The organism is Paraburkholderia aspalathi, from assembly GCF_900116445.1.
Lineage (GTDB): Bacteria > Pseudomonadota > Gammaproteobacteria > Burkholderiales > Burkholderiaceae > Paraburkholderia > Paraburkholderia aspalathi.
This window is the reverse complement of sequence record NZ_FPBH01000033.1, coordinates 1-22,231: the sequence shown is the minus strand read 5'-3', so window position 1 is coordinate 22,231 and position 22,231 is coordinate 1. Positions and strand designations below refer to the sequence as shown.

The following is a 22,231-nucleotide window of genomic DNA, read 5'->3' as shown; positions in this document are numbered from 1 at the left end:
ACCCGTCCTCAAGCCTTCAGATATTGCTCCCGCGCCCCGAGCCAGCGGGCCAGATGTTGCAGCACCACCTCCGGATACTTTTCGAGCAAAGCCGCGGCGGCCTCTCTGGCCGGCTCGATGAGCCACTGGTCATTCTGGAGATCGGCAAACCTCAACATGGCCGCGCCCGACTGTCGGGCGCCAAGAAACTCTCCCGGACCGCGAATCTCGAGGTCGCGCCGGGCGATTTCGAAGCCGTCGGTCGTCTCCCGCATGGTCTGCAAGCGCGCCCGCGCCGTCATCGAGAGCGGACCGGTATAGAGCAACACGCAGACCGAAGCTGCACTCCCGCGCCCCACCCGCCCGCGCAACTGATGCAACTGTGCGAGACCGAAGCGCTCGGCATGCTCGATCACCATTAGCGAGGCATTCGGCACATCCACGCCCACTTCGATCACCGTCGTCGCCACCAGAAGCTGCACTTCGTTGCGCGTGAACGCATCCATCACCGCGGCCTTCTCCGCCGGCGCGAGACGCCCGTGCACCAGCCCGACGTTCAATTCGGGCAACGCGGCCACCAGCGTCTCGTAGGTCTCCACCGCGGTCTGCAACTGCAAGGTCTCGCTTTCCTCGATCAGCGGACACACCCAGTACACCTGGCGTCCCGTCAACGCAGCTTCACGCACGCGGCCGATCACCTCTTCGCGCCGCGCGTCGGAAACGAGCTTGGTCAGAATCGGCGTGCGCCCAGGCGGCAATTCGTCGATGGTCGAGACATCGAGGTCGGCGTAATAGGTCATCGCGAGCGTGCGCGGAATCGGCGTCGCCGACATCATCAGTTGATGCGGCTGGAAATCGCGCGCCCCGTCAGCGGCGTTCTGCGCCTTGGCGCGCAAGGCGAGGCGCTGCGCCACGCCGAAGCGATGCTGTTCGTCGACGATCACCAACCCCAGTCGCGCGAACTCGACCGCGTCCTGGATGATCGCGTGCGTGCCGATCACAAGCTGCGCCGTGCCAAGCGCTGCTGCTTCGATCGCGGCGCGCTTTTCCTTCGTCTTAAGACTGCCGGCGAGCCACGCGACGCTTACGCCGAGCGGCTCCAGCCAGCCGCGCAATTTGCGCGCGTGCTGTTCGGCGAGAATTTCGGTCGGCGCCATCAGCGCGGCCTGGTAGCCGGCGTCGATCGCCTGTGCCGCGGCCAGCGCCGCCACGATCGTCTTGCCGCTGCCAACGTCACCCTGCAGCAACCGCTGCATCGGATGAGGCTGCGTCAAATCGAGCGCGATCTCGCCGCCCACGCGCTCCTGCGCCGCCGTCAGCGAAAACGGCAGCGCCTTCAGCAACCGCGCCACCAGTGCCGCTTCGTCGCCCAGCTTGCGGCGTGGCATGGCCGGCGCCGCGCGCGTGCGGCGCTCGTCATGGGCGCGCTTCAACGACATCTGCTGCGCCAGCAATTCTTCGAACTTGATCCGTACCCACGCTGGATGCGTGCCATCCATCAGCGCGTTTTCATCGGCCTGCACGCCCGGGTGATGCAGCGTGCGCACCGCCTCCATCAGCGCCGGCACGCCAAGCGGCTGCAAATAAGCCTGCGCGATCGGCTCGGGCAGCAACTCCGGCAACGAGGTGCGCGACAACGCGTTGTCGATCGATTTGCGCAGATACGCCTGCGTCACGCCCGCGGTGCTCGGATAGACCGGCGTCAGCGCCTGCGGCAGCGGCGTGTCTTCATCGACCACGCGCACCGCCGGGTGCACCATCTCCATGCCGAAGAAACCGCCGCGTACGTCGCCGCGCACGCGCAGCCGCGCGCCGATCGCCATCTGCTTGACCTGCGAGCCGTAGAAATTCAGAAAGCGGAGGACAAGTTCGTCGCCGGCGTCGTCGCGCAGTTTCACCAGCAACTGGCGGCGCGGGCGATAGGCGATCTCGTTGTCGAACACCACGCCTTCGGTCTGCGAGATGCCACCCGGCAGCAAATGCCCGATCGGTGTCAGCGAGGTCTCGTCTTCGTAGCGCATCGGCAGATGCAGTACCAGATCGATGTCGCGCATGAGGCCGAGTTTGGCGAGCTTGTCGACGGGTTTGGCCGCGGGCTTGGCGCCGGCTTCGGCTGCAGGCTTCCTGGCGGCTTTGCCCGCGGATTTGCCGGCAGGCTTGTCGCCGAATGGGTCAACCATTTCGCCTTCACGCGCGGCTTGGTCGCTCTCCGGCGCGACACCCCCGCCAAGGTCGTTCTGGTCGGCCGCCGCTGCTTTGCCCCGCGAGACGCGGCGCTTCGGCTCGGCGCTCACTTCATCGGTAGCGGAGGGCAATCGGCGTTCGGACAAAGGCATGGGTTGCTTCGCAAGTACAATATCGGCTGTCAAAGGTGTCGCCGCCAAGCAGCACGCGGGCTCGCGGGCCGCTCCGGCGTCCCGCAATCATAGCCGCCCGGCTCCGGCTTCGGCTCAATTCAGTCCCAATTCGCTTCCAGTCGTCCGCATGTTTACGCTTTCCGATTTCGATTTCGATCTGCCGCCCGAGCTGATCGCGCAAGTCGCGCTGCCCGAGCGCAGCGCCAGCCGTCTGCTCGAAGTGGCCCACACGGCCGACGCGACCGACGCCGCGCACCTGATCGACCGCCGCTTTGCCGAGTTGCCCGAGTGCATCGCGCCCGGCGATCTGCTGGTCTTCAACGATACCAAAGTCCTGAAGGCGCGCTTCCTCGGCCAGAAGGCCAGTGGCGGCAAGATCGAAGTGCTGGTAGAGCGCCTCACGGGCGAACGCACGGCGCTTGCGCAGATCCGGGCGAGCAAGAGCCCGCAGCCGGGCACCACGATTCGTCTCGCCGACGCGTTCGACGTGACGGTCGGCGAACGCGTCGAGCCGTTCTACACACTGCATTTCCCGGACGACTGCCTCACGCTGATCGAGCAATTCGGCCGCCTGCCACTGCCGCCGTACATCGAGCACGACCCCGACGCGACCGACGAAACCCGCTACCAGACGGTGTTCGCGCAAAACCCGGGCGCGGTGGCCGCACCCACCGCCGGCCTGCATTTCGACGACGCACTGCTCGCGCGACTCGACGCTCGCGGCGTGGAGCGCGCGACGCTAACGCTGCACGTCGGCGCGGGCACCTTCCAGCCGGTGCGGGTGGAGAATCTGGCCGAGCACAAGATGCACAGCGAGTGGTACCACCTGCCGCAATCGCTCGCCGACAAGATCGCGGCGACGCGCGCGCGGGGCAACCGCGTGATCGCGGTGGGCACGACGTCGATGCGCGCGCTCGAAGCCGCCGCGCGCGATGCCGAAGCCGCCGGACGCCCGCTCGGCGCGGCCAGCACGGAAACCGACATCTTCATCACGCCGGGCTATAAATTCCGCGTGGTCGACAGGCTGGTGACCAATTTCCATTTGCCGAAGTCGACATTGCTGATGCTGGTGTCGGCGTTCGCAGGTGTCGAAACGATTCGCGAGGCTTACCGCCACGCGATCGAACAGCGTTACCGCTTCTTTAGCTATGGCGACGCGATGCTGCTCACGCGCCGCGACGCTTGAACCATTGTTTTTTACCCAGCCGCCGTGGCCTACCCGGCGGCGTTCACCATTTGCGCCGGACTGTTCTCCGGTAGCACAGGAGTCCCCCATGACCGACGGTCATACCCACGATACAAGCGGTACCTGCAGCACCTGCGCGAGCCACGGCGAGCGCCCTGACAACGGCCTCAAATTCGAACTGCTCGGCACCGACGGCCAGGCACGCCGCGGGCGCGTTACGCTGAATCATGGCGTGGTCGAAACGCCGATCTTCATGCCGGTCGGCACCTACGGCACGGTGAAGGCGGTCCAGCCGCGCGAGCTCGAAGAAATGCACGCGCAGATCATCCTCGGCAACACCTTCCACCTGTGGCTGCGCCCGGGCCTGGAGACGATCGAGGCTCACGGCGGCCTGCACGGCTTCATGGGCTGGAAGAAGCCGATCCTGACAGATTCGGGTGGTTTTCAGGTGTTTTCACTCGGTGATCTGCGCAAAATCACCGAAGATGGCGTCACGTTCGCATCACCTATCAACGGCGACAAGCTCTTCCTGTCGCCGGAAGTGTCGATGCAGATCCAGAAGGTGCTGAACTCGGACATCGTCATGCAGTTCGACGAATGCACGCCCTACGCGACCAACAACGTGCCGACTTCGCATCAGGAAGCTGCCGATTCGATGCGCATGTCGATGCGCTGGGCCCAACGCTCGATCAACGAATTCAACCGCCTCGGCAATCCGAACGCGTTGTTCGGCATCGTCCAGGGCGGCATGTTCGAAGACCTGCGCGACGAGTCGCTGGCGGGTCTCGCGGAGATGGATTTCCACGGTCTCGCGATCGGCGGCCTGTCCGTCGGAGAGCCGAAAGAAGACATGATGCGCGTGCTGAACCATATCGGCCCGAAGCTGCCGGCCGACAAACCGCACTACCTGATGGGCGTCGGCACGCCGGAAGATCTGGTGGCGGGCGTGGCCGCCGGCGTCGACATGTTCGACTGCGTGATGCCGACCCGCAACGCGCGCAACGGCTGGCTCTTCACCCGTTTCGGCGACATCAAGATCCGCAACGCCGCGCACAAGAACTCGCTGCGCCCGCTCGACGAGCAATGCGGCTGCTACACCTGCCGAAATTTCACACGCGGCTACCTGCACCATCTGCATCGTGTAGGGGAAATCCTCGGTGCGCAGCTGAACACGATTCACAACCTGCACTACTACCTCGAGTTGATGCAGGAAATGCGCGACGCGATCGACGCAAAACTGTTCGAGCCTTTCCGCAAGCGCTTCCACGAGGACCGCGCGCGCGGCATCGATTAGCCGGCATTTGGGAATCAGCTGACGAAATTGCCGGAGGAATCTGCTGGCGTCGCGCGGAAAACCTTACAATTAACTTTCGCGCACGGCAAAAAGGCCTTAAACGGTTGATCGGAAAGCCGATTCGCCGCGCCGACCCCTGTCAGGCCAGTGGTAGAATAACCGGCTGATTTTTTTGATCGTTTTGATTTATAACGGAGAGACCAACGTGTCGTTCATTTCCAATGCCTTTGCCCAAGGCACAGCAACAGGTGGCATTGAATCGAACCTGATGAGCTTCCTGCCGCTGATCCTGATGTTCGGCGTGCTGTACTTCATCATGATTCGCCCGCAAATGAAGCGCCAGAAGGAACACCGCAACATGCTCGCCGCCATGGCCAAGGGCGACGAAGTGGTGACGAATGGCGGCATCGTCGGCAAGGTGACCAAGGTGGGTGAAGCTTACGTCGGCGTCGAAATCTCGGAAGGCACGGAAATCACCGTGCAAAAAGCGTCGGTCACGACGATTCTCCCGAAGGGCACGATCAAGTCGCTGTAAGGCCTGCTCTCTCGCGTCCGGCGCGGCCTCGCCGGCAGTTCTCGCAGCACAACGCTGAACTGCCCGCGCTCATCGCCGGACGCATCGCTTCCAAGCCAACCTTCCCGTTGGACCACTCATGAATCGCTACCCCCTCTGGAAATACGCCGTGATGCTGGTGGCTCTGGTCATCGGCCTCGTGTACACGCTGCCCAATCTGTTCGGCGAAGCGCCGGCGGTGCAGGTGTCGAGCGGCAAGGCAACGGTCAAGCTCGACTCGACCACGCTGTCGGCAGTCGAAACGGCGCTGGCCGCCAATCAGATCAAGCCTGACGAAGTCACGTTCGACAACTCGTCGACCAACGCGAACATCCGCGTGCGCCTGCTGGACACCGACACGCAACTGCGCGTGAAGGATCTGCTGCAGAAGTCGCTGAACAGCGACCCGACCGACCCGCAATTCATCGTCGCACTGAACCTGCAAAGCGCGTCGCCGCGCTGGCTGACCGCCCTGCATGCGCTGCCGATGTACCTCGGTCTGGACTTGCGCGGTGGCGTGCACTTCCTGCTGCAGGTCGACATGGCCGGCGCGCTCAACAAGAAGCTCGACTCCGACGCTTCGGATGCACGCACCATGCTGCGTGACAACAACATCCGCGACGGCGGCGTGAACCGCGTCAACCAGACGGTGGTGATCAATTTCGCCGACCAGGCCACGGCAGACGCGGCATCCAAGCAACTGGGCCGCGGCATCAGCGAACTCCAGTGGGCCTCGCAAGCGAATCCGGACGGTGGTGTGCAACTGGTCGGCACGTTCACGCCGGCAGTGCAGAAAGCCGTGCAGGACGCCGCGCTCAAACAGAACATCACCACGCTGCATAACCGCGTGAATGAACTCGGCGTGGCCGAGCCGGTGATCCAGCAGCAAGGTTCGGACCGTATCGTCGTCGAACTGCCGGGTGTGCAGGACACGGCGAAGGCCAAGGACATCATCGGCCGTACGGCAACGCTCGAAGCGCGCCTCGCCGACCCGGTCAACACGCATCCGAATCCGTCCGATCCAGTGCCGCCGGGTGACGAGCTGTTCACCCAAGGCAACCAGACGCCGGTGCTGCTGCGCAAGCAGATCATCTTCACGGGTGACCGCATTATCGACGCGTCGGCAGGCTTCGACGAACATCAGCGTCCGTCGGTGAACATTCGCCTCGACTCGGCCGGTGGCCGCGCGGTGCGCAGTGTCTCGCGCGACAACATCGGCAAGCCGATGGCCATGGTGCTGTTCGAAAAGGGCAAGGGCGAAGTGCTGACGGTGGCGACCATCCAGTCGGAACTGGGCGACCGCTTCCAGATCACCGGCCAGGCCACGCCGCAAGGCGCCGCCGACCTCGCGCTGCTGCTGCGCGCCGGTTCGCTGGCCGCTCCAATGGATATCATCGAAGAACGCACGATCGGGCCGAGCCTCGGCGCGGACAACATCAAGAAGGGCTTCCACTCGGTGGTGTGGGGCTTCGTGGCAATCGCCGTCTTCATGATCGCGTACTACATGCTGTTCGGCGTGATCTCGATGATCGGCCTGTCGGTCAACCTACTGCTGCTGATCGCCGTGCTGTCCATGTTGCAGGCCACGCTCACCTTGCCGGGTATCGCCGCTATCGCGCTCGCGCTCGGTATGGCGATCGACGCGAACGTGCTGATCAATGAGCGCGTGCGCGAAGAACTGCGCCACGGCGCGCCGCCGCAACTGGCGATCCAGAACGGCTACGCGCATGCATGGGCGACGATTCTCGACTCGAACGTCACCACGCTGATCGCCGGCCTCGCACTGCTCGCCTTCGGCTCCGGCCCGGTGCGCGGCTTCGCGATGGTCCACTGTATCGGCATCTTGACCTCGATGTTCTCGGCTGTGTTCTTCTCGCGCGGTATCGTCAACCTCTGGTACGGCGGCAAGAAGAAGCTCAAGTCGCTGGCCATCGGCCAGGTGTGGCGTCCGCAACCGGAAGGTATCGACGGCGCCGCCGCTTACCTCGGCAATGAAGACGCCGCGACCGACACGGCACGAGCCGTCGCCGCGGCAAGCGCCAAGCCCAAGACCAAAGCTGCGGCCCAGGCGCGCACCAAGCCGACCGTGCGCCGTCGCGATGCGTCGGGTTCGTCGAACACGCCGCAGAAACCGGGTTCATCCCGCTGAGTCCCGGAGAACAAGACCATGGAATTTTTCCGCTTTCGCAAAGACATTCCGTTCATGCAGCGTGCGTTGCTGTTCAACGCAATCTCGCTGCTGACGTTCGTCGCTGCTGTGTTTTTCCTGCTGCATCGCGGGCTGCATCTCTCGGTGGAATTTACCGGCGGTACCGTCATCGAAGTGCAGTATCCGGGTGCGGCGCCGCTTGAACCGGTGCGCGGTACGCTCGGCAAGCTCGGTTATGCGGACGCTCAGGTGCAGAACTTCGGCACCTCGCGCGACGTGCTGATCCGTCTGCCGCTCAAGCAAGGCTACACGTCGGCTCAACAGAGCGACCAGGTGATGGGCGCGCTGAAGGCCGAGACGCCGGAAGTGCAATTGCAGCGTGTCGAGTTCGTCGGCCCGCAGGTCGGCAAGGAACTTGCAACCGACGGCCTGCTCGCGCTGGCCTGTGTGGTGGTCGGCATCGTGATCTACCTGTCGTTCCGCTTTGAGTGGAAATATGCAGTAGCCGGCGTGATCGCTAACTTGCACGACGTGATCATCATTCTCGGCTTCTTCGCGTTCTTCCAGTGGGAGTTCTCGCTGTCGGTGCTGGCCGCCGTGCTCGCGGTGCTCGGCTACTCGGTGAACGAATCCGTCGTTATCTTCGACCGGATTCGCGAGACCTTCCGCCGCGAACGCAAGCTGACCGTGATCGAGGTGATCAATCACGCGATTACCAGCACGATGTCGCGCACGATCATCACCCACGGCTGTACGCAGATGATGGTGCTGTCGATGTTCCTGTTCGGCGGCCCGACGCTGCACTACTTCGCTCTGGCGCTGACGGTCGGTATTCTGTTCGGTATCTACTCGTCAGTATTCGTGGCCGCGGCGCTCGCCATGTGGCTCGGCGTGAAGCGCGAAGATCTGATCATGGACAAGAAGGAACGCGTCGATCCGGACGATCCAAACGCAGGCGCGCAAGTTTGAGTTTGCTGTAGTCAGACCTCGCAATGAAAAAGGCCGGTTCTCGCGAACCGGCCTTTTGCGTTTACCGCGGTTATCGCCTTTACCGCGCGTTAGCGAAACCCGAGCTTACGCCGCGCCGCCATCAACGCCACCAGGCTCACGACTGCCGCAAAAATCATGTAATAGCTCGGCGCCGCCTTCGACCCCGTGAAGCTGATCAGCCACGCGATGATGAACGGCCCGAAGCCGCCGAAGATCGTCACGGCGATGTTATAGGCCAGCGACATGCCCGTCGTACGCGTCTGCACCGGGAACATCTCGGAGAGCAAACCCGGCAGCGCCGCGAAGTAGCCCGTCATCAGAAAGCCGAACACCACCTGCAGCGCGATCAGCGTGCCGAAGGTCGGATGCGCGACCAGATACACGAACGCCGGATTGATCAGCACGAGAAGCAACAGCGCCGAGATCAGCATGATCGTGGTGCGTCCGTGGCGGTCCGACAGATGGCCGACCAGCGGCGAAAACACCATCTGGATCACACCGGTCAGCGCAATCGCGGCGAACGCTACCGAAGGCGCCAGCCCCAGCTGCTTCACGCCATAAGTCGGCATGAACAGCACCAGGTAAGTCGAAACGGTACCGAGCACCACCACGCCGATCGCAATCACGAGGCGCAGCTTCTGGCTCGCGAACGTATCGCGCAGCGGCGTCGTGGTGGTTTCCGCCGCGAGGAACTCAGGTGTTTCGTCGAGCTTGGTGCGGATGTACCACGCGACCGGCCCGATCAGAAGACCAAAGAAGAACGGCACGCGCCAACCCCACGAGGCCATCTGCTCCGGCGACAGCTTGCCGGTCAACAGCACGCCGAAACCGGCCGCGAGCAGCGTGGTGAGTCCCTGGCTCGCGACCTGCCAGCTCGCAAAGAAACCGCGCCGCCCCGGCACGTGTTCCGCGAGAAAAGCCGTGGCGCTGCCGAACTCGCCGCCGGCCGAAAAGCCTTGCATCAGGCGCGCCACCACGAGAATCACGGGTGCGGCAATGCCGATGCTCTGATACGTCGGCAGAAGCGCGATGATCAGCGTGCCGCACATCATCAGCAGAATCGACAGCGTAAGCGCCGCTTTGCGTCCGGCGCGGTCGGCATAGGCACCGATCACGACCGCGCCGAGCGGCCGCATGAAGAACGACACACCGAAGGTGCCGAGCGTCAGCAGCAGCGAGATCGTGTCGTTACCCGCCGGGAAAAACAGCTTCGCGATGGTGACCGCGAAAAAGCCGTACACCACCAGATCGAACCATTCCAGCGCGTTGCCGATCGAGGCGGCGACCACCGCGCGCCACGAATTCCGCCGGCTCCCCGCCAGGCTTGCCGCTGTCGTTGTATTCATGCAGATCTCCAATGCGCGCGAAATATTATTAACGTAGGTTTTACGCTGGATCTTGCCGAACTGGGTGCGCGCACAACCAATGCGGTGTCAGCGCTCTATGTACCTGAAAAATTAAAACGACGCGAGCGGCAAATCGCTCGCGGCCATTGCACAAGGCTTCCGGCGTTTCAGGCAGGCAATAAAAAAAACCGCTTCATCCCAAAAGCGAACGAAGCGGTTTTTTGTTGCGACGCAACGGCCGCACCATAAGCGACATTGAATACGAGCCGGCTAAAAGGCTCGTTACAGCGCTTATTGCTTGATGCCTTCGGCCTGAATATGCAGCTTGGTATCCATGCTGAAACCGTACTTGGCGCCGAAATCCATGCCGTAATCGCTACGGTTGAAATGCGCGCTCGCTTCCACGCCGCACACTTCGCGCTTGAGCACCGGATGCTGCATGCACTTGAACGATTCGATCGTCAGATTCAGCGGCTTGGTCACGCCATGCATCGTCAGGCTGCCGACCACCTGGACCGGCTTGTCGCCGTCGAACTTGATATCGGTGCCCTTGTAGGTCACCGACGAATACTTGGCCACATCAAAGAAGGCGTCCGTCTTCAGATGCTCGTCGAGCTTGGTGTTGCCGGTTTCGACCGAAGCCGGGTCAACCGTGACGTCCACCGTGCCGGTCTTCGCTGCGCGGTCGAGCGTGACCGTGCCGGAGCTCTTGGTGAACTTGCCACGCCACACCGAGAGGCCACCGAAGTGATCCGCTTCGAAGCTCGGATACGTGTGGGTCGGGTCGAGCTGATAGGTGTCGGCAGCAGCAAACGCGCCGAGCGAGAAAGAAGAAGCCAGTGCGCCGACGGCGATCAACAGGGATGTTTTCAATTCATGCTCCTTATGGTTCCGGAATTCCTGACTCGAAGGAAAGCAGCCGCGCCCGGAGAGCGCGGCGTACGTCACTTATGTGCTGCAACGATATGAAACTTGATCACCACGTCATCGGCCACCACCGAGGTGTCCTTCCATTCGCCGGTGCCGATGTCGAATTGCGAGCGCTTGATCGGCAGCGAGCCGTCGAACGTCTGGTTCGCGCCCTGCTGGGTGACTGTGACCGGCACCACGACGGTCTGCGATTTACCCTTGATGGTCAGCTTGCCGGTGACCTTGAACTGATTGCCGCCGGCCGGCGCGATCGCGCTCGATACGAAGGTTGCAGTCGGATACGTCTTCGCGTCGAACCAGTCCTTGCCGCGCACCTGGTCGTTGTAGCTTTCGTCACCGAGATCGTAGCTGGCCACGTCGATGCTGAACTGCGCGCTGCCGTCGGCCGGTTTTGCCGGGTCGAACTTGACTTGTGCGGTGAACTTGCCGAACTTCCCTTCCACCGGCACGTTCATCTGCTTCGAGGTTGCCGTCACCGAACTCTTCGCGACGTCGACCTGGGCCAGCGCACTGCCGGCGGCGGTCAGCGAGGCCGCAGCGAACGCGGCGAGCATGTAGCGATAAAACGAAACTTTCATGGTTATCCTTATTTGATGAAAGGGAGCATGCGCGACAGCAGGCCGTCGCGGTCCAACCATTGATGCTTCAAGGCCGCCGCAACGTGCAATGCAACCAGCACGAGCAACGTGTAATTCAAGGCGATATGCACGTTCTTCAGCAACTCCTTGAGATGCGGGTCCGGTGCGATCAGGCGCGGCAGCGGAATCAGGCCGAGGTACACCACCGGGATGTTGGCCGCCGAGCTATACAGATAGCCGGAAGCGGGAATCACGATCATCAGCACGTACAGCAACAGATGCGTGAGATGCGCGGCGCCGCGCTGCCAGCCCGGCATGCGGCGCGGCATCGGCGGGGCCGCATGGGTGGCGCGCCACAGAACGCGCAGCACGGCGAGCGCGAACACCGTCACGCCGATCCATTTGTGCCAGGAGAAATAGCGCAGCTTGGTGGGCGTGAAGCCGGGGATGTCGGTCATCACCCAACCCAGCGAGAAGCCGCACACGATCAGCAGCGCGATCAGCCAGTGAAGGGCAATGGCAGTCCGCGTGTACGATTCCCGGCCACCGAAAGAAGGATTGTGTGCCATGACAGGTCAACGCAAGCTAAGAGAGGTTAACGGCGCAGTCGGCCCTGCTATTCCACGCCCGCCAATGCATGCTGCATTGCGCGACGCGATAGAAAACATGGCGGCTGCGGCACACGCCAAGGCCGCCATGCTACCGCAAGCGGAAAAAGCTGGCAGTGTCGACCAGAGTTAGCGCTTCAGCGCTTACTCCGGTCTCATGCAGAGCCCAGCACCCGGAAAGTTTTTCCGCGAGCAGAACGGTATTGAACAATTAGGGCCGGACGGTGTCAGAGGTAAGCTTTTATGTAAGACTATTCCGATTCCGAAGCCGCCTGGCCGGGCGCTTGCGCGAGAAGCAACGGCCTGCCCTCGGCGAAGCGCGTTTGGTACTATTGCTCCACGCTTTCTGCAGCCCTGCCCTGAAACGGGCATTGCACGCCTCCCATCACGTCGTTAGCCCTTCTGCCGTATGGACCATGACAACCTGATCGCGTGCCATGAATGCGATACGCTGTTCCGCAAGCCCCGGCTTGTCGGGCGGGTGGTCGCGCGCTGTCCGCGCTGCGGCGCGACGCTCTATCGCGGCGTCTCCCGCAAGCTCGACAGCATCTGTGCGATGACGCTGGCCGCGCTGATCACCTTCGTCATCGCCCAAGCCTTCCCGATCGTCGAACTCGATGCCAACGGCATCACCTCGCAAACCACGCTGTTCGGCGCGCTCGTCGCGTTATGGGGCGAGGACATGCAGATCGTCGCGGTCATGGTGTTCTGCTCGACCATCCTGTTCCCGCTGACCGAACTGGTCGCGCTGCTCTATGTGCTGATCCCGCTGCGCTCGGGCTACGTGCCACCCGCCTTCAACCGTGTGTTGCGCGCCATTCAATTCGTGCGGCCGTGGGGCATGATCGAAGTCTTCATGCTCGGCGTGCTGATCACCATCGTGAAGATGGTGAGTCTCGCGCGCGTGATTCCGGAAGCGGCGCTATTCGCGTTCGGCGTGCTGACGCTGATGATCGCAGTGGTCGTCACGTTCGATCCGCGCGTGCTGTGGGATCTCGCCGACGAAATGGGCGAACGCGGTCAGCGGCCGTTGCCGCGTACTTCCGCGGACAGCGCGGCGGCTGCCGTCAGTTCGGTCGCCGGGCCGCCCGCGCCACCGGAAGTGCAAGGCGGGTCGCAATCCGCATTGCCGCCGGGCGCTCCGCCGGCCCCGCATCAGGGATGAGCGCACGATGAAATACGTCACCGCGAAGCGCGCGGGCCTCGTCTCCTGCCATGCATGCGGACGCGTCGAGCCGCGCATCCGCTCCGTCACGCCGCAGCACTGCAGCCGTTGCGGCGCGGTGCTGCACCGGCGCAACCCCGACAGCCTGATGCGCACGTGGGCGCTGCTGATCGCCGCCGCCTTGCTGTATATTCCCGCGAATCTGCTGCCGGTGATGCATACGGCGTCGCTGCTCGGTTCGGAAGACGACACCATCATGAGCGGTGTCGTGTACTTCTGGACCTCGGGCGACTGGCCGCTGGCCGTGATCGTGTTCATCGCCAGCATCATGGTGCCGATGCTCAAGCTCAGTGTGCTGGTGCTGCTCACCGCTACCGCGCAGCGCCGCTCGCGCTGGCGGCCGGAGCAACGCACCACGTTGTACAGGATGGTCGAACGGATCGGGCGCTGGTCGATGCTCGACGTGTTCGTCGTCACGCTGACCGTCGCGCTGGTCCGTTTCAAGTCGCTTGCTGTGATCACGGCCGGCCCGGGCGCGATCGCCTTCGGCTCGGTGGTGATTCTGACGATGATGGCATCCATGCAATTCGATCCACGGCTCATCTGGGACAACGTGGAAGGCAGTACTCCAAAACCTCAGGACCTCGACCATGACTAGCCCGCAAGGACCGACGCCCGCCTCCGATGCGCCGCGCAACGATTCGAACGGACCCAAGCTGCCGCCCCAACTGCCAGACCCCGACATCGAGCCGAAGAGCCGCTGGCTGCCCTCGCTCGTCTGGGTGATTCCGCTGATCGCCGCGCTGATCGGCCTCGCGCTCGTGATCAAGTCGGTGACCGAAAGAGGCCCGACGATCACGATTACGTTCACCAGCGCCGAAGGCCTCGAGCCCGGCAAGACCAAGGTCAAGTACAAGGACGTCGACGTCGGCTCGGTGAAGACCATCACGCTCTCGAAAGATTTGTCGCACGTGCTGGTTCAGGTGCAGCTCACCAAGGAAGGTGAAGACTTCGCGGTCAAGGATTCGCGCTTCTGGGTGGTGCGCCCTCGCGTCGGCGCGAGCGGCGTATCGGGCCTGACCACGCTGCTCTCGGGCGCGTACATCGGCGCGGACGCCGGCCATTCACCGGACACCGAGAAGAACTTCGTCGGCCTCGAAACGCCGCCGCCTATTACGGGCGACCAGAAGGGCCACCAGTTCATTCTGCACGGCGACTCGCTCGGCTCGATCGACATCGGCTCGCCAATTTTCTACCGGCGCGTGCAGGTCGGCCAGGTGGTGGGCTTCTCGCTCGACAAGGACGGTACAGGCGTGACGATGCAGGTCTTCGTGTCCGCACCGTTCGACCAGTACGTCGGCACCAATTCGCGCTGGTGGCATGCGAGCGGCGTCGATCTGCGGCTCGACTCGAGCGGCTTCAAGCTGAATACGCAGTCGCTTGCGACGGTGATCGTCGGTGGCCTGTCGTTCCAGTCGCCGCCGGGCCAGGGCGTGGGCGCGCAGGCGCCGAACAACATGACGTTCCGCCTCGGCTCGGATGAACAGGACGCGATGCGCGAGCCCGACGGCGTGCCGTTGCGCGTGGTGATGAATTTCAATCAGTCGCTGCGCGGGTTGTCGGTCGGCGCGACGGTCGACTTCCGCGGCATCGTGCTGGGCCAGGTGACCAACATCGGCATCGACTACGATCCGAAAACGCGCAGCTTCACGATGCCGGTGACGATGAACCTGTACCCGGACCGCCTCGGCAAGCGCTTCCGCGAAACCGCGCCGACACCGGGCAGCCTCGCGGGTCAAACCTTGCTGCAACAACTCGTCAAGCATGGTCTGCGCGGCCAGTTGCGCACCGGCAATCTGATTACGAGCCAGTTGTACGTGGCGCTCGATATCTTCCCGAAAGCGCCGCCGGCCACGGTTGACGTCACGGGCGATCCGCTCGAGTTGCCGACCATTCCGAACTCGCTCGACGAACTGCAGGTGCAGGTTGCCGACATTGCGAAGAAGCTCGACAAGGTGCCGTTCGACCAGATCGGTTCGAACCTGAACAGCGCGTTGAAGAACGCCGACCAGCTGTTCACGCGACTCGACAAGGAAGTGGTGCCGGAGGCGCGCGACACCTTGGCCGCGGCGAAGCAGACCTTCGGTTCGGCCGAGGCGACGTTGCAGCAGGACTCGCCGTTGCAGTCGGATGTTCATCAGGCGTTGCAGGAACTGACGCGCACGTTGCAGTCGCTGAATGCGTTGTCGGATTATCTGGAGCGTCATCCGGAATCGCTGTTGCGCGGTAAATCAGGAGATAAACCATGATGTTTGCCCGGCTCCCCCGCCCGCCGCGCGGGCTCGTGCGCGGCGCTATGTATGTCGGCGCTCTGGCCGGACTGGTGGCGATGGCGGCGTGTTCGTCGCCGAGCAGCCGCTTTTATACGCTCGGCGCCGATGGCGCGGCTGCTGGCGCCGCGGCGCCGGTTAGCGCCCGGACTTCGGCTGCGCCGGCGTGGCTGATCGAAGTCGCGCCGATCGATGTGCCACCGCAGGTGGCGAAGAATCAGCTTGTGGTGCAGACGGGACCGACGCAGGTCCAGGTGCTTGAACAGGAGCGTTGGGCTTCGTTGCCGGGTGACGAAATTCGTCGGGCTTTGTCGACCAGTCTGACGCAGCAGTTGGGCACGATTGACGTGTATGGCACTGCGTATCCGGATACGACGCCGGTGTACCGGGTCAGCATGAATGTGCAGCGATTCGAGTCATGGCCGGGGTCGCATGCGTTGATCGATGCGGTCTGGAGTGTTAGGGCTGTACGTGGTACTGGGGTGATGACCTGTCGGAGTGTGGTGAGTGAGACGGTTAGCGGCGGCTACGATGCACTTGTTAATGGGCATCGCGTGGCGTTGCAGCGGATTGCTGTGCAGGTGGCTGCTGCTGTGCAGGCAATGGCGGCTGCTTATCCTAAGGGGGGCTCCGCCGGGAAGGGGGGTGCTGTTGCTGTGCCGGGTTGTCCTTCTGCTGTAGTGAGTAGCTAGAGGGTTTTGCCTGCGCGGCGCTTTTGTCCGCGTTTCTTAGGGCTTTGGCCTCTCCTTGTTTTGTTAGTGGTCTATTAGCGTTGCCCCTGTGCGGGGCGGCACTTACTTTCTTTGCCGCCGCAAAGAAAGATAAGCAAAGAAAGCGGCTAGAAGCCCCTGCTAAGTGGGCACCGTGGTTTGCCTGGGGTAGTGGTGCATCTGGAATCTGTGTTCGTGCCGCTACATGCTCTTGTGACAAGGGCGTCATACTTCCGGCGGCGCTGCGCGCGCCGAAGAGCCGTTCATAAAACCGATCGCTACGTTTTAACGTCAACGCCTCGCCGAGGCGAAGCCGACGGCTCCCACGGCCCTCAACCGAAGCAGGAGGTTTCCCATGCAGACCCGTCCGCGACGCACGCAGTGCGCAGTGGGAGCTGATGACTCCTTTGTCACTAACGCTGAACGCGCGAGAACACGGATTCCAGATGCACCACTACCCGTTGCAGGCTACGGTGCCCACTTAGCATTAGCGGTTTGAGCCGCTTTCTTTTGCCTACTTTTCTTTGCGGCGGCAAAGAAAAGTAGGTGCCCCCCGCACAGGGGGAACGCTAATAGACCACTAACAATTCAAGGAAAGGCCAAAGCCCTAAGAACACAGACAAACAAGCACCGCAGGCAAAAAACCCCAAGAGATGCTCACTTCATTCAAAACCCTTGTAAAAAAATGGCGCGCCTCCCGCGACAGCGGCCACCAGCTAGACGCGCTGCTAGCGATCGCCGACAAGACGGCACGATACCCAGACCGTAGCGAATGGCTGATCGAACTCGCCCACTGGATCCACCGCGGCCGCGCAGTCCACCCCGAACAACCAGGCACCGCCAGCCCTTCCCCAGCACACACAAGAATCCGCTACATGCTCAACGTGCTGGACCGCAACCCAGCCTGGAAGAGCAACGTCGCCGGGATCCTCCGCGCGCTCCTGCGCGAAAGCGACGGCCTCTCGCTCCTCTGCGATGCAGGCATGCCCGTGCACTCAGGCTTCTTCGGCGCCCTCTTCGAGCGCCTCGAAGCCTCCCTGATCCCGCCCGCGCCAAACCGCCGCGACCTGCGAGCAATCGTCACGCTGATGTTCAGCCAGGAACGCGACGCCGAATGGATCGCCAATCTGCCAACCGATCTGCTCACCCGCATCCGCGCGCTCTTCGATTACGAACAGGACGACAGCGAACTACGCGACACCACCCCGTTCTCGCTCGACCTGCTGGCCGCCCTGCACAACCTCACCTGCCAGATCAGCTCGACCGGTCTGTCGCAAACCGTCCGCAGCCGTCTCGGTGAAGTCGACGTCGGCGATGCCGGCGATGTGCGCGTCGCCATGGAAAAGCAGCCGTTCTACCGGCTCACGCGCGCCATGCTCGCTGTCGAAGCAGCCCATCAAGCCGTCAGCGAAGGCGCGCCGCAGGAGAAGCTGCTGCATGAGGTCAACTATCTGCGTCTGCTGCTCGACGAATGCCGCAGCGCCACCGACAACGTCTTCGCCCATCTCTACCGCAACGGCGTCAGCGTCGATATCGTGTTCCAGGTCGAACGGATGCGCATGCGTATCGTGCGCGCAGAGCACCTGCTGAACGCCTGGATGGCGCAGGACGATCCGCATGCCGGCGCACGTCTCACCGCCGAACTGGTGAACGCGAATCACGCGAGCCAGAGCGTGGCGCACCTCGTACGCAGCAATTTCTCGTTGCTCGCGCGCAAGGTCGTCGAATACAGCGCCGATACCGGCGAACACTACATCGCCCGCGATCGTGCCGAATACCTGAAGATGCTGCGCATGGCGGCCGGCGGCGGGCTCGTGACCGTCGTCACGGTCTGCGTGAAATTCGCCATCACCGGTGCGCATCTGCAATCGATGTTCGAAGGCTTGCTCGCCGGCATCAACTACGCGGCGAGCTTCCTGCTGATGCACTTCCTGCACTTCTCGCTCGCCACCAAACAACCGGCGATGACCGCGCCCACGCTCGCCCGCGAATTGGACGGCGTCGGCACGCCGGCGGGTGTCGACAGCTTCGTGAGTTCGGTGACCGCATTGATGCGCACGCAGGCAGCCGCGGTGCTCGGCAACGTGATGCTGGTGTTTCCGGTGTGCTTCGGCGTGCAATGGGTGTGGCATGCGCTCTTCAACGCCAACATCATTTCGCCCGAGAAAGCCCACGCCACCCTGCACTCATTCTCGCTGCTCGGGCCGACGCCGTTCTACGCCGCGCTGACGGGCGTGCTGCTGTGGTCGTCGAGTTTGCTCTCAGGATGGGCGGACAATTGGTTCGTCCTGCATCGCGTGGCGGACGCGCTCGCCTACAACCGGCGCCTGCGCATGACGCTCGGCGCGGCCGGCACCGCCCGGCTCGCCGCGTTCTGCCGCTCGAATGTGGCGGGCGTCGTAGGCAATATCACGCTCGGCCTGATGCTCGGGCTCGTGCCGGCGATCCTCACCGCCTTCGCCTTCACTTTCGAGGTGCGTCACGTGACGCTGAGCGCCGGCTCGATCGGCATCGCGCTCGGCGTGCTCGGCAAGGACGCGTTGAAGTTGCCGGAGCTGTGGTGGGCGGTCGCGGGTGTCGGCAGCATGGCGATCCTCAACGTGGCCGTGAGTTTCGCGCTCGCCTTCTACATGGCGGTGAAATCGCGCGACCTGCGGCGCAATGCGGTGCGCTCGCTGCGCGGCGCGATCTGGCAGCGAGTGTTCAGGCATCCGCTGGAGCTGGTATGGCCGGCCAAAGCGGCGCCTCAGAGCAAATAGAGGTCACGCGCAGGGTGGCCGGGAACAGCCCCGCCTAGCCCGCCACCCCGACCGCGTACAATAGCGCCTTATCTAACGCCTTCCGGCAACCTCAATGTCCTTCGATTTCTTCCTTCCCTGTCCGCGCGGCCTTGAAGCCTCGCTCGCCACCGAGCTCGCCGAAATTGCCGCGAAGCACCTGAACGGCGCGCCGTTCACAGCCGGCGCGCAAGTGCCCGGCGGCGTGCATTTCCGCGGCGGCTGGGCAGCCGGCATGGCCGCCAACCTGCACTCGCGCCTCGCGAGCCGCGTGCTGCTGAAAATTGCGCATCGGCCGTATCGCAGCGAACAGGATATTTACGCGCTCGCGCTCGAACAGCGCTGGGAACAGTGGTTCTCGGCAAACGAAACGCTGCGCGTGGACGTCACCGCTATCAAGTCGCCGCTGCGCAGCCTCGAATTCACAACGCTGCGTGTCAAGGACGCAATCTGCGACCGTCTGCGCGAAGTCAGCGGCGCGCGGCCGAACATCGACACCGCCGCGCCCGACGTGCGCGTGTTCGCATTCCTGACCGCCACCGAATGCACGCTCTACCTCGACACCTCCGGCGATCCGCTCTTCAAGCGCGGCTGGCGGCTGGACAAGGGCGCGGCGCCGCTGCGCGAGAACCTCGCGGCGGGCATCCTGCGTCTGACCGGCTGGACCGCCGGCACGCCGCTATACGACCCGATGTGCGGCAGCGGCACCTTCCTCGCGGAAGCCGCGCAAGTGGCGCTGAATATCGCGCCGGGTGCGGAACGTCGCTTCGGCTTCGAGAGGCTCAAGCAATTCGACGCCAAGACCTGGCAACCGCTGAAGGCCGCCGCGCTCGACGCCAAGCACGCCGCGCGTACCTCGCGCGCCGATCTGCAAATCTTCGGCAGCGATATTTCCGGCGACATGCTCGACAAGGCGCGTGCGAATTTCCAGCGCGCCGGTCTGCCGTCGATTCCGCTCAAACAGGTCGATGCGCGCGGTATGACGGCGCCGTCGGCTGAGCCTGGCATCCTCGTTGCGAATCCGCCGTATGGCGAGCGGATCGAAGTGCGTGGCCGCAACGCACGCGGTGAAATCCGCGAAGGCCGCGCCACGCGCGAAGGTCGCGATGACGACAGCTTCCATCGCGCCCAGGAAGAAGCACCGGACAGCGAGTTTTTCCAGTCGCTCGGCGATGCACTGAAGCAGCGCTTCACCGGCTGGCATGCGTTCATCCTGACGTCGGATCGCAAGCTGCCGGGCCAAATGCGTCTGCGTGAATCCACCAAGACGCCGCTCTTCAACGGCGCGCTCGAATGCCGGCTGTTTCGCTTCGATCTGATCGCCGGCAGCGTTCGCCAGCGCCCGCAGAACAACGACACGCCGGCAGCGTAAGCCTGAGCAGAGCAGCATCGAAAAAACCGCGGATCCTGGTCCGCGGTTTTTTTTCGCCGGTGCCTCGGCGATCGGCCCTCCGGTCCGCTCATCGTCCGCCATATTCTGTTGCCACGCCCGTTCCCTACTGACACTACGCTGTCAGTAGCCCCCACGCACACTCCTTCTCACGCCATCCGGCGCTTTGCACGGCTTACCGCCATCCCCAGGAGAGTGTCATGTCCGCATCATCCAAAGTTGTTGCATGGTTTGAGATTCCGTCCGTCGATTTCGAGCGCGCTGTGCGCTTTTACGAAGCCGGGCTCGACGTCAAACTGAATCGTCAGGAAGTCGGCGGCCAGCCGATCGCCATCTTCGGCTACGAGGAACCGGCTACCGGCGGCGCGATCATCCATAGCCCGTCGATGACGCCCTCCGACGACGGCGTGCTCGTCTATCTGAACGCCCAGCCGACCGTCGACGCCACCCTCGCCCGCATCGAAAAGGCCGGCGGCAAGACCGATGGTCCGGTGATCAAGCTGCCGCAGGACATCGGCTACATCGCGTTCTTCACCGACACGGAGGGCAACCGCCTTGGCCTGCATTCGCTGACCAACGGCTAATAGCCAACGCGGCGCACAAGCGCGGCGGCCAGCAGGCGCCGCGCAGAACGCCGACCGGAGCGCGGCATGCGGCGCTATCATCGCGGGACTGTTCCTGTCCTTTTCTACAAGACGCCCACGATGACGCGCCGCGCCGACCGTCTGTTCCAGATCGCCGAACTGTTGCGCGGACGGCGTCTGACCACCGCGCAACAACTCGCCGACTGGCTGCATATCTCGCTGCGCACGGTCTATCGCGACGTGCGCGATCTGCAACTGTCAGGCGTGCCAATCGAAGGCGAAGCGGGCATCGGCTACCGGTTGAGCCGCGCGGCGAGCCTGCCGCCACTCACTTTCACCGTCGATGAACTGGCCGCGCTAGCGGCGGGCGCACGGATGCTCGAATCGTGGGGCGGCGCCGGCTTCGCGAGCGGCGCGCGCGGGGCGTTGGCGAAGATTGCCTCGGCCATGCCCGCCGACAAGCGCGCAACGATCGAACGTCTGGCGATCTTCGCGCCGTCGTTTCATATCAAGGCGGAATTTTCAGCGAAGGTGGACGTGCTGCATCGGGCGATCGATGCACGTCAGGTGGTGAGTTTTGCCTATACCGACGCGAATAGCGCAGAAACCGAGCGGCGCGTGTGGCCGCTGTCGCTAGCTTATTGGGGCGCGCGCTGGACGCTCGGCGCGTGGTGCGAATTGCGCAGTGACTTTCGCAATTTCGGGTTGGAGAGGATCCGGGATCTTGCGGTACTCGAAACGTATCCGGATCAGGAAGGACGACGCCTGGCGGATTGGCTGCGGCATGTGAATGCGAAGCCGCGGTGAAGACGTAGATGCAGTTCGCGGCCCGCCGCGAGGCAGGCCGCCTGGCACAGTGGCGCGTTATTCCACCGCCTTCACCATGTCCTCAATCACCTTCTTCGCATCGCCGAACACCATCATCGTCTTGTCCATGTAGAACAGGTCGTTGTCGAGGCCGGCGTAACCCGCTGCCATTGACCGCTTGTTCACGATGACGGTACGCGCCTTGTACGCCTCGATGATCGGCATGCCCGCGATCGGCGACTTCGGATCGTTCTTCGCGGCCGGGTTCACCACGTCGTTCGCACCGAGCACCAGCACCACGTCGACCTGACCGAACTCGCCGTTGATGTCGTCCATTTCGTAGACCATGTCGTACGGCACTTCGGCTTCGGCGAGCAGCACGTTCATGTGGCCCGGCATCCGCCCGGCCACCGGGTGAATCGCGTACTTCACCTCGATGCCCTTCTCGACCAGCTTGTCGGTCAGTTCCTTCAGTGCATGCTGCGCTCGCGCCACGGC

At 63.4% G+C, this 22,231-nt stretch carries 19 protein-coding genes; 13 read left to right on the top strand and 6 right to left on the bottom strand.

Annotated elements, in window-relative coordinates; translation table 11 throughout:
• Nucleotides 1-8 precede the first annotated feature (8 nt).
• Nucleotides 9-2,315, bottom strand: a complete 2,307-nt coding sequence (gene recG / locus BM438_RS35965) for an ATP-dependent DNA helicase RecG (RefSeq protein WP_093644613.1) — start codon at nt 2,313-2,315, stop codon at nt 9-11.
• A 148-nt stretch (nt 2,316-2,463) separates the two neighbouring features.
• On the opposite strand from recG, the gene queA reads away from it, so the two are divergent.
• From queA to secF, 5 genes are all read left to right on the top strand, one after another.
• A complete protein-coding gene (gene queA, locus BM438_RS35960; protein ID WP_093644723.1) occupies nt 2,464-3,522 on the top strand; it encodes a tRNA preQ1(34) S-adenosylmethionine ribosyltransferase-isomerase QueA in 1,059 nt (352 codons plus the stop codon).
• An 88-nt stretch (nt 3,523-3,610) separates the two neighbouring features.
• Nucleotides 3,611-4,816: a tRNA guanosine(34) transglycosylase Tgt gene (gene tgt, locus BM438_RS35955; RefSeq protein ID WP_093644611.1), complete on the top strand. Its 1,206-nt coding sequence runs from the start codon at nt 3,611-3,613 to the stop codon at nt 4,814-4,816.
• Between the two features lie 205 nt (nt 4,817-5,021).
• The gene (yajC, locus tag BM438_RS35950) at nt 5,022-5,351 is read left to right on the top strand and encodes a preprotein translocase subunit YajC (protein WP_007179286.1); all 330 of its coding nucleotides are present in this window, start codon (nt 5,022-5,024) and stop codon (nt 5,349-5,351) included.
• Nucleotides 5,352-5,469: 118 nt separating this feature from the next.
• Nucleotides 5,470-7,518: a protein translocase subunit SecD gene (gene secD, locus BM438_RS35945; RefSeq protein ID WP_093644609.1), complete on the top strand. Its 2,049-nt coding sequence runs from the start codon at nt 5,470-5,472 to the stop codon at nt 7,516-7,518.
• 18 nt (nt 7,519-7,536) lie between these two features.
• Nucleotides 7,537-8,487, top strand: coding sequence for a protein translocase subunit SecF (secF, locus tag BM438_RS35940; protein ID WP_093644607.1), 951 nt, complete (start codon nt 7,537-7,539; stop codon nt 8,485-8,487).
• An 89-nt stretch (nt 8,488-8,576) separates the two neighbouring features.
• Here secF and BM438_RS35935 read toward each other — a convergent pair whose 3' ends face one another.
• The 4 genes from BM438_RS35935 to BM438_RS35920 form a co-directional block, all read right to left on the bottom strand.
• Complete coding sequence (locus BM438_RS35935) at nt 8,577-9,854, bottom strand: MFS transporter (RefSeq protein ID WP_093644605.1); 1,278 nt, start codon at nt 9,852-9,854, stop codon at nt 8,577-8,579.
• Nucleotides 9,855-10,145: 291 nt separating this feature from the next.
• A complete protein-coding gene (locus BM438_RS35930) occupies nt 10,146-10,715 on the bottom strand; it encodes a YceI family protein (protein WP_093644721.1) in 570 nt (189 codons plus the stop codon).
• An 83-nt stretch (nt 10,716-10,798) separates the two neighbouring features.
• Nucleotides 10,799-11,362, bottom strand: a complete 564-nt coding sequence (locus BM438_RS35925) for a YceI family protein (protein ID WP_093644603.1) — start codon at nt 11,360-11,362, stop codon at nt 10,799-10,801.
• A gap of 8 nt (nt 11,363-11,370) precedes the next feature.
• Nucleotides 11,371-11,931, bottom strand: a complete 561-nt coding sequence (locus BM438_RS35920; RefSeq protein ID WP_093644601.1) for a cytochrome b — start codon at nt 11,929-11,931, stop codon at nt 11,371-11,373.
• A 448-nt stretch (nt 11,932-12,379) separates the two neighbouring features.
• Here BM438_RS35920 and BM438_RS35915 point away from each other — a divergent pair, with 448 nt between their 5' ends.
• The 8 genes from BM438_RS35915 (at nt 12,380) to BM438_RS35880 (ending at nt 21,733) form a co-directional block, all read left to right on the top strand.
• On the top strand, nt 12,380-13,135 hold the full coding sequence (locus tag BM438_RS35915) for a paraquat-inducible protein A (RefSeq protein WP_054037745.1): 756 nt from the start codon (nt 12,380-12,382) through the stop codon (nt 13,133-13,135).
• Between the two features lie 7 nt (nt 13,136-13,142).
• On the top strand, nt 13,143-13,793 hold the full coding sequence (locus BM438_RS35910; protein WP_093644599.1) for a paraquat-inducible protein A: 651 nt from the start codon (nt 13,143-13,145) through the stop codon (nt 13,791-13,793).
• The gene (locus BM438_RS35905; RefSeq protein ID WP_093644597.1) at nt 13,786-15,444 is read left to right on the top strand and encodes a PqiB family protein; all 1,659 of its coding nucleotides are present in this window, start codon (nt 13,786-13,788) and stop codon (nt 15,442-15,444) included. The genes BM438_RS35910 and BM438_RS35905 overlap by 8 nt, the downstream gene beginning before the upstream one ends.
• Nucleotides 15,441-16,157 (top strand): PqiC family protein, encoded by a 717-nt coding sequence (locus tag BM438_RS35900; RefSeq protein WP_093644595.1) that lies wholly within the window; start codon nt 15,441-15,443, stop codon nt 16,155-16,157. Before BM438_RS35905 ends, BM438_RS35900 begins: the two co-directional genes overlap by 4 nt.
• 671 nt (nt 16,158-16,828) lie before the next feature.
• A complete protein-coding gene (locus BM438_RS35895; RefSeq protein WP_093644593.1) occupies nt 16,829-18,934 on the top strand; it encodes a site-specific recombinase in 2,106 nt (701 codons plus the stop codon).
• Between the two features lie 94 nt (nt 18,935-19,028).
• A complete protein-coding gene (locus tag BM438_RS35890; RefSeq protein ID WP_054037740.1) occupies nt 19,029-20,324 on the top strand; it encodes a THUMP domain-containing class I SAM-dependent RNA methyltransferase in 1,296 nt (431 codons plus the stop codon).
• Between the two features lie 218 nt (nt 20,325-20,542).
• The gene (locus BM438_RS35885) at nt 20,543-20,926 is read left to right on the top strand and encodes a VOC family protein (RefSeq protein WP_093644591.1); all 384 of its coding nucleotides are present in this window, start codon (nt 20,543-20,545) and stop codon (nt 20,924-20,926) included.
• Nucleotides 20,927-20,992: 66 nt separating this feature from the next.
• A complete protein-coding gene (locus tag BM438_RS35880; protein ID WP_093644589.1) occupies nt 20,993-21,733 on the top strand; it encodes a helix-turn-helix transcriptional regulator in 741 nt (246 codons plus the stop codon).
• Between the two features lie 57 nt (nt 21,734-21,790).
• Here BM438_RS35880 and BM438_RS35875 read toward each other — a convergent pair.
• On the bottom strand, nt 21,791-22,231 hold a 441-nt coding region (locus tag BM438_RS35875; RefSeq protein WP_143131819.1), incomplete at its 5' end, for an NAD(P)(+) transhydrogenase (Re/Si-specific) subunit beta.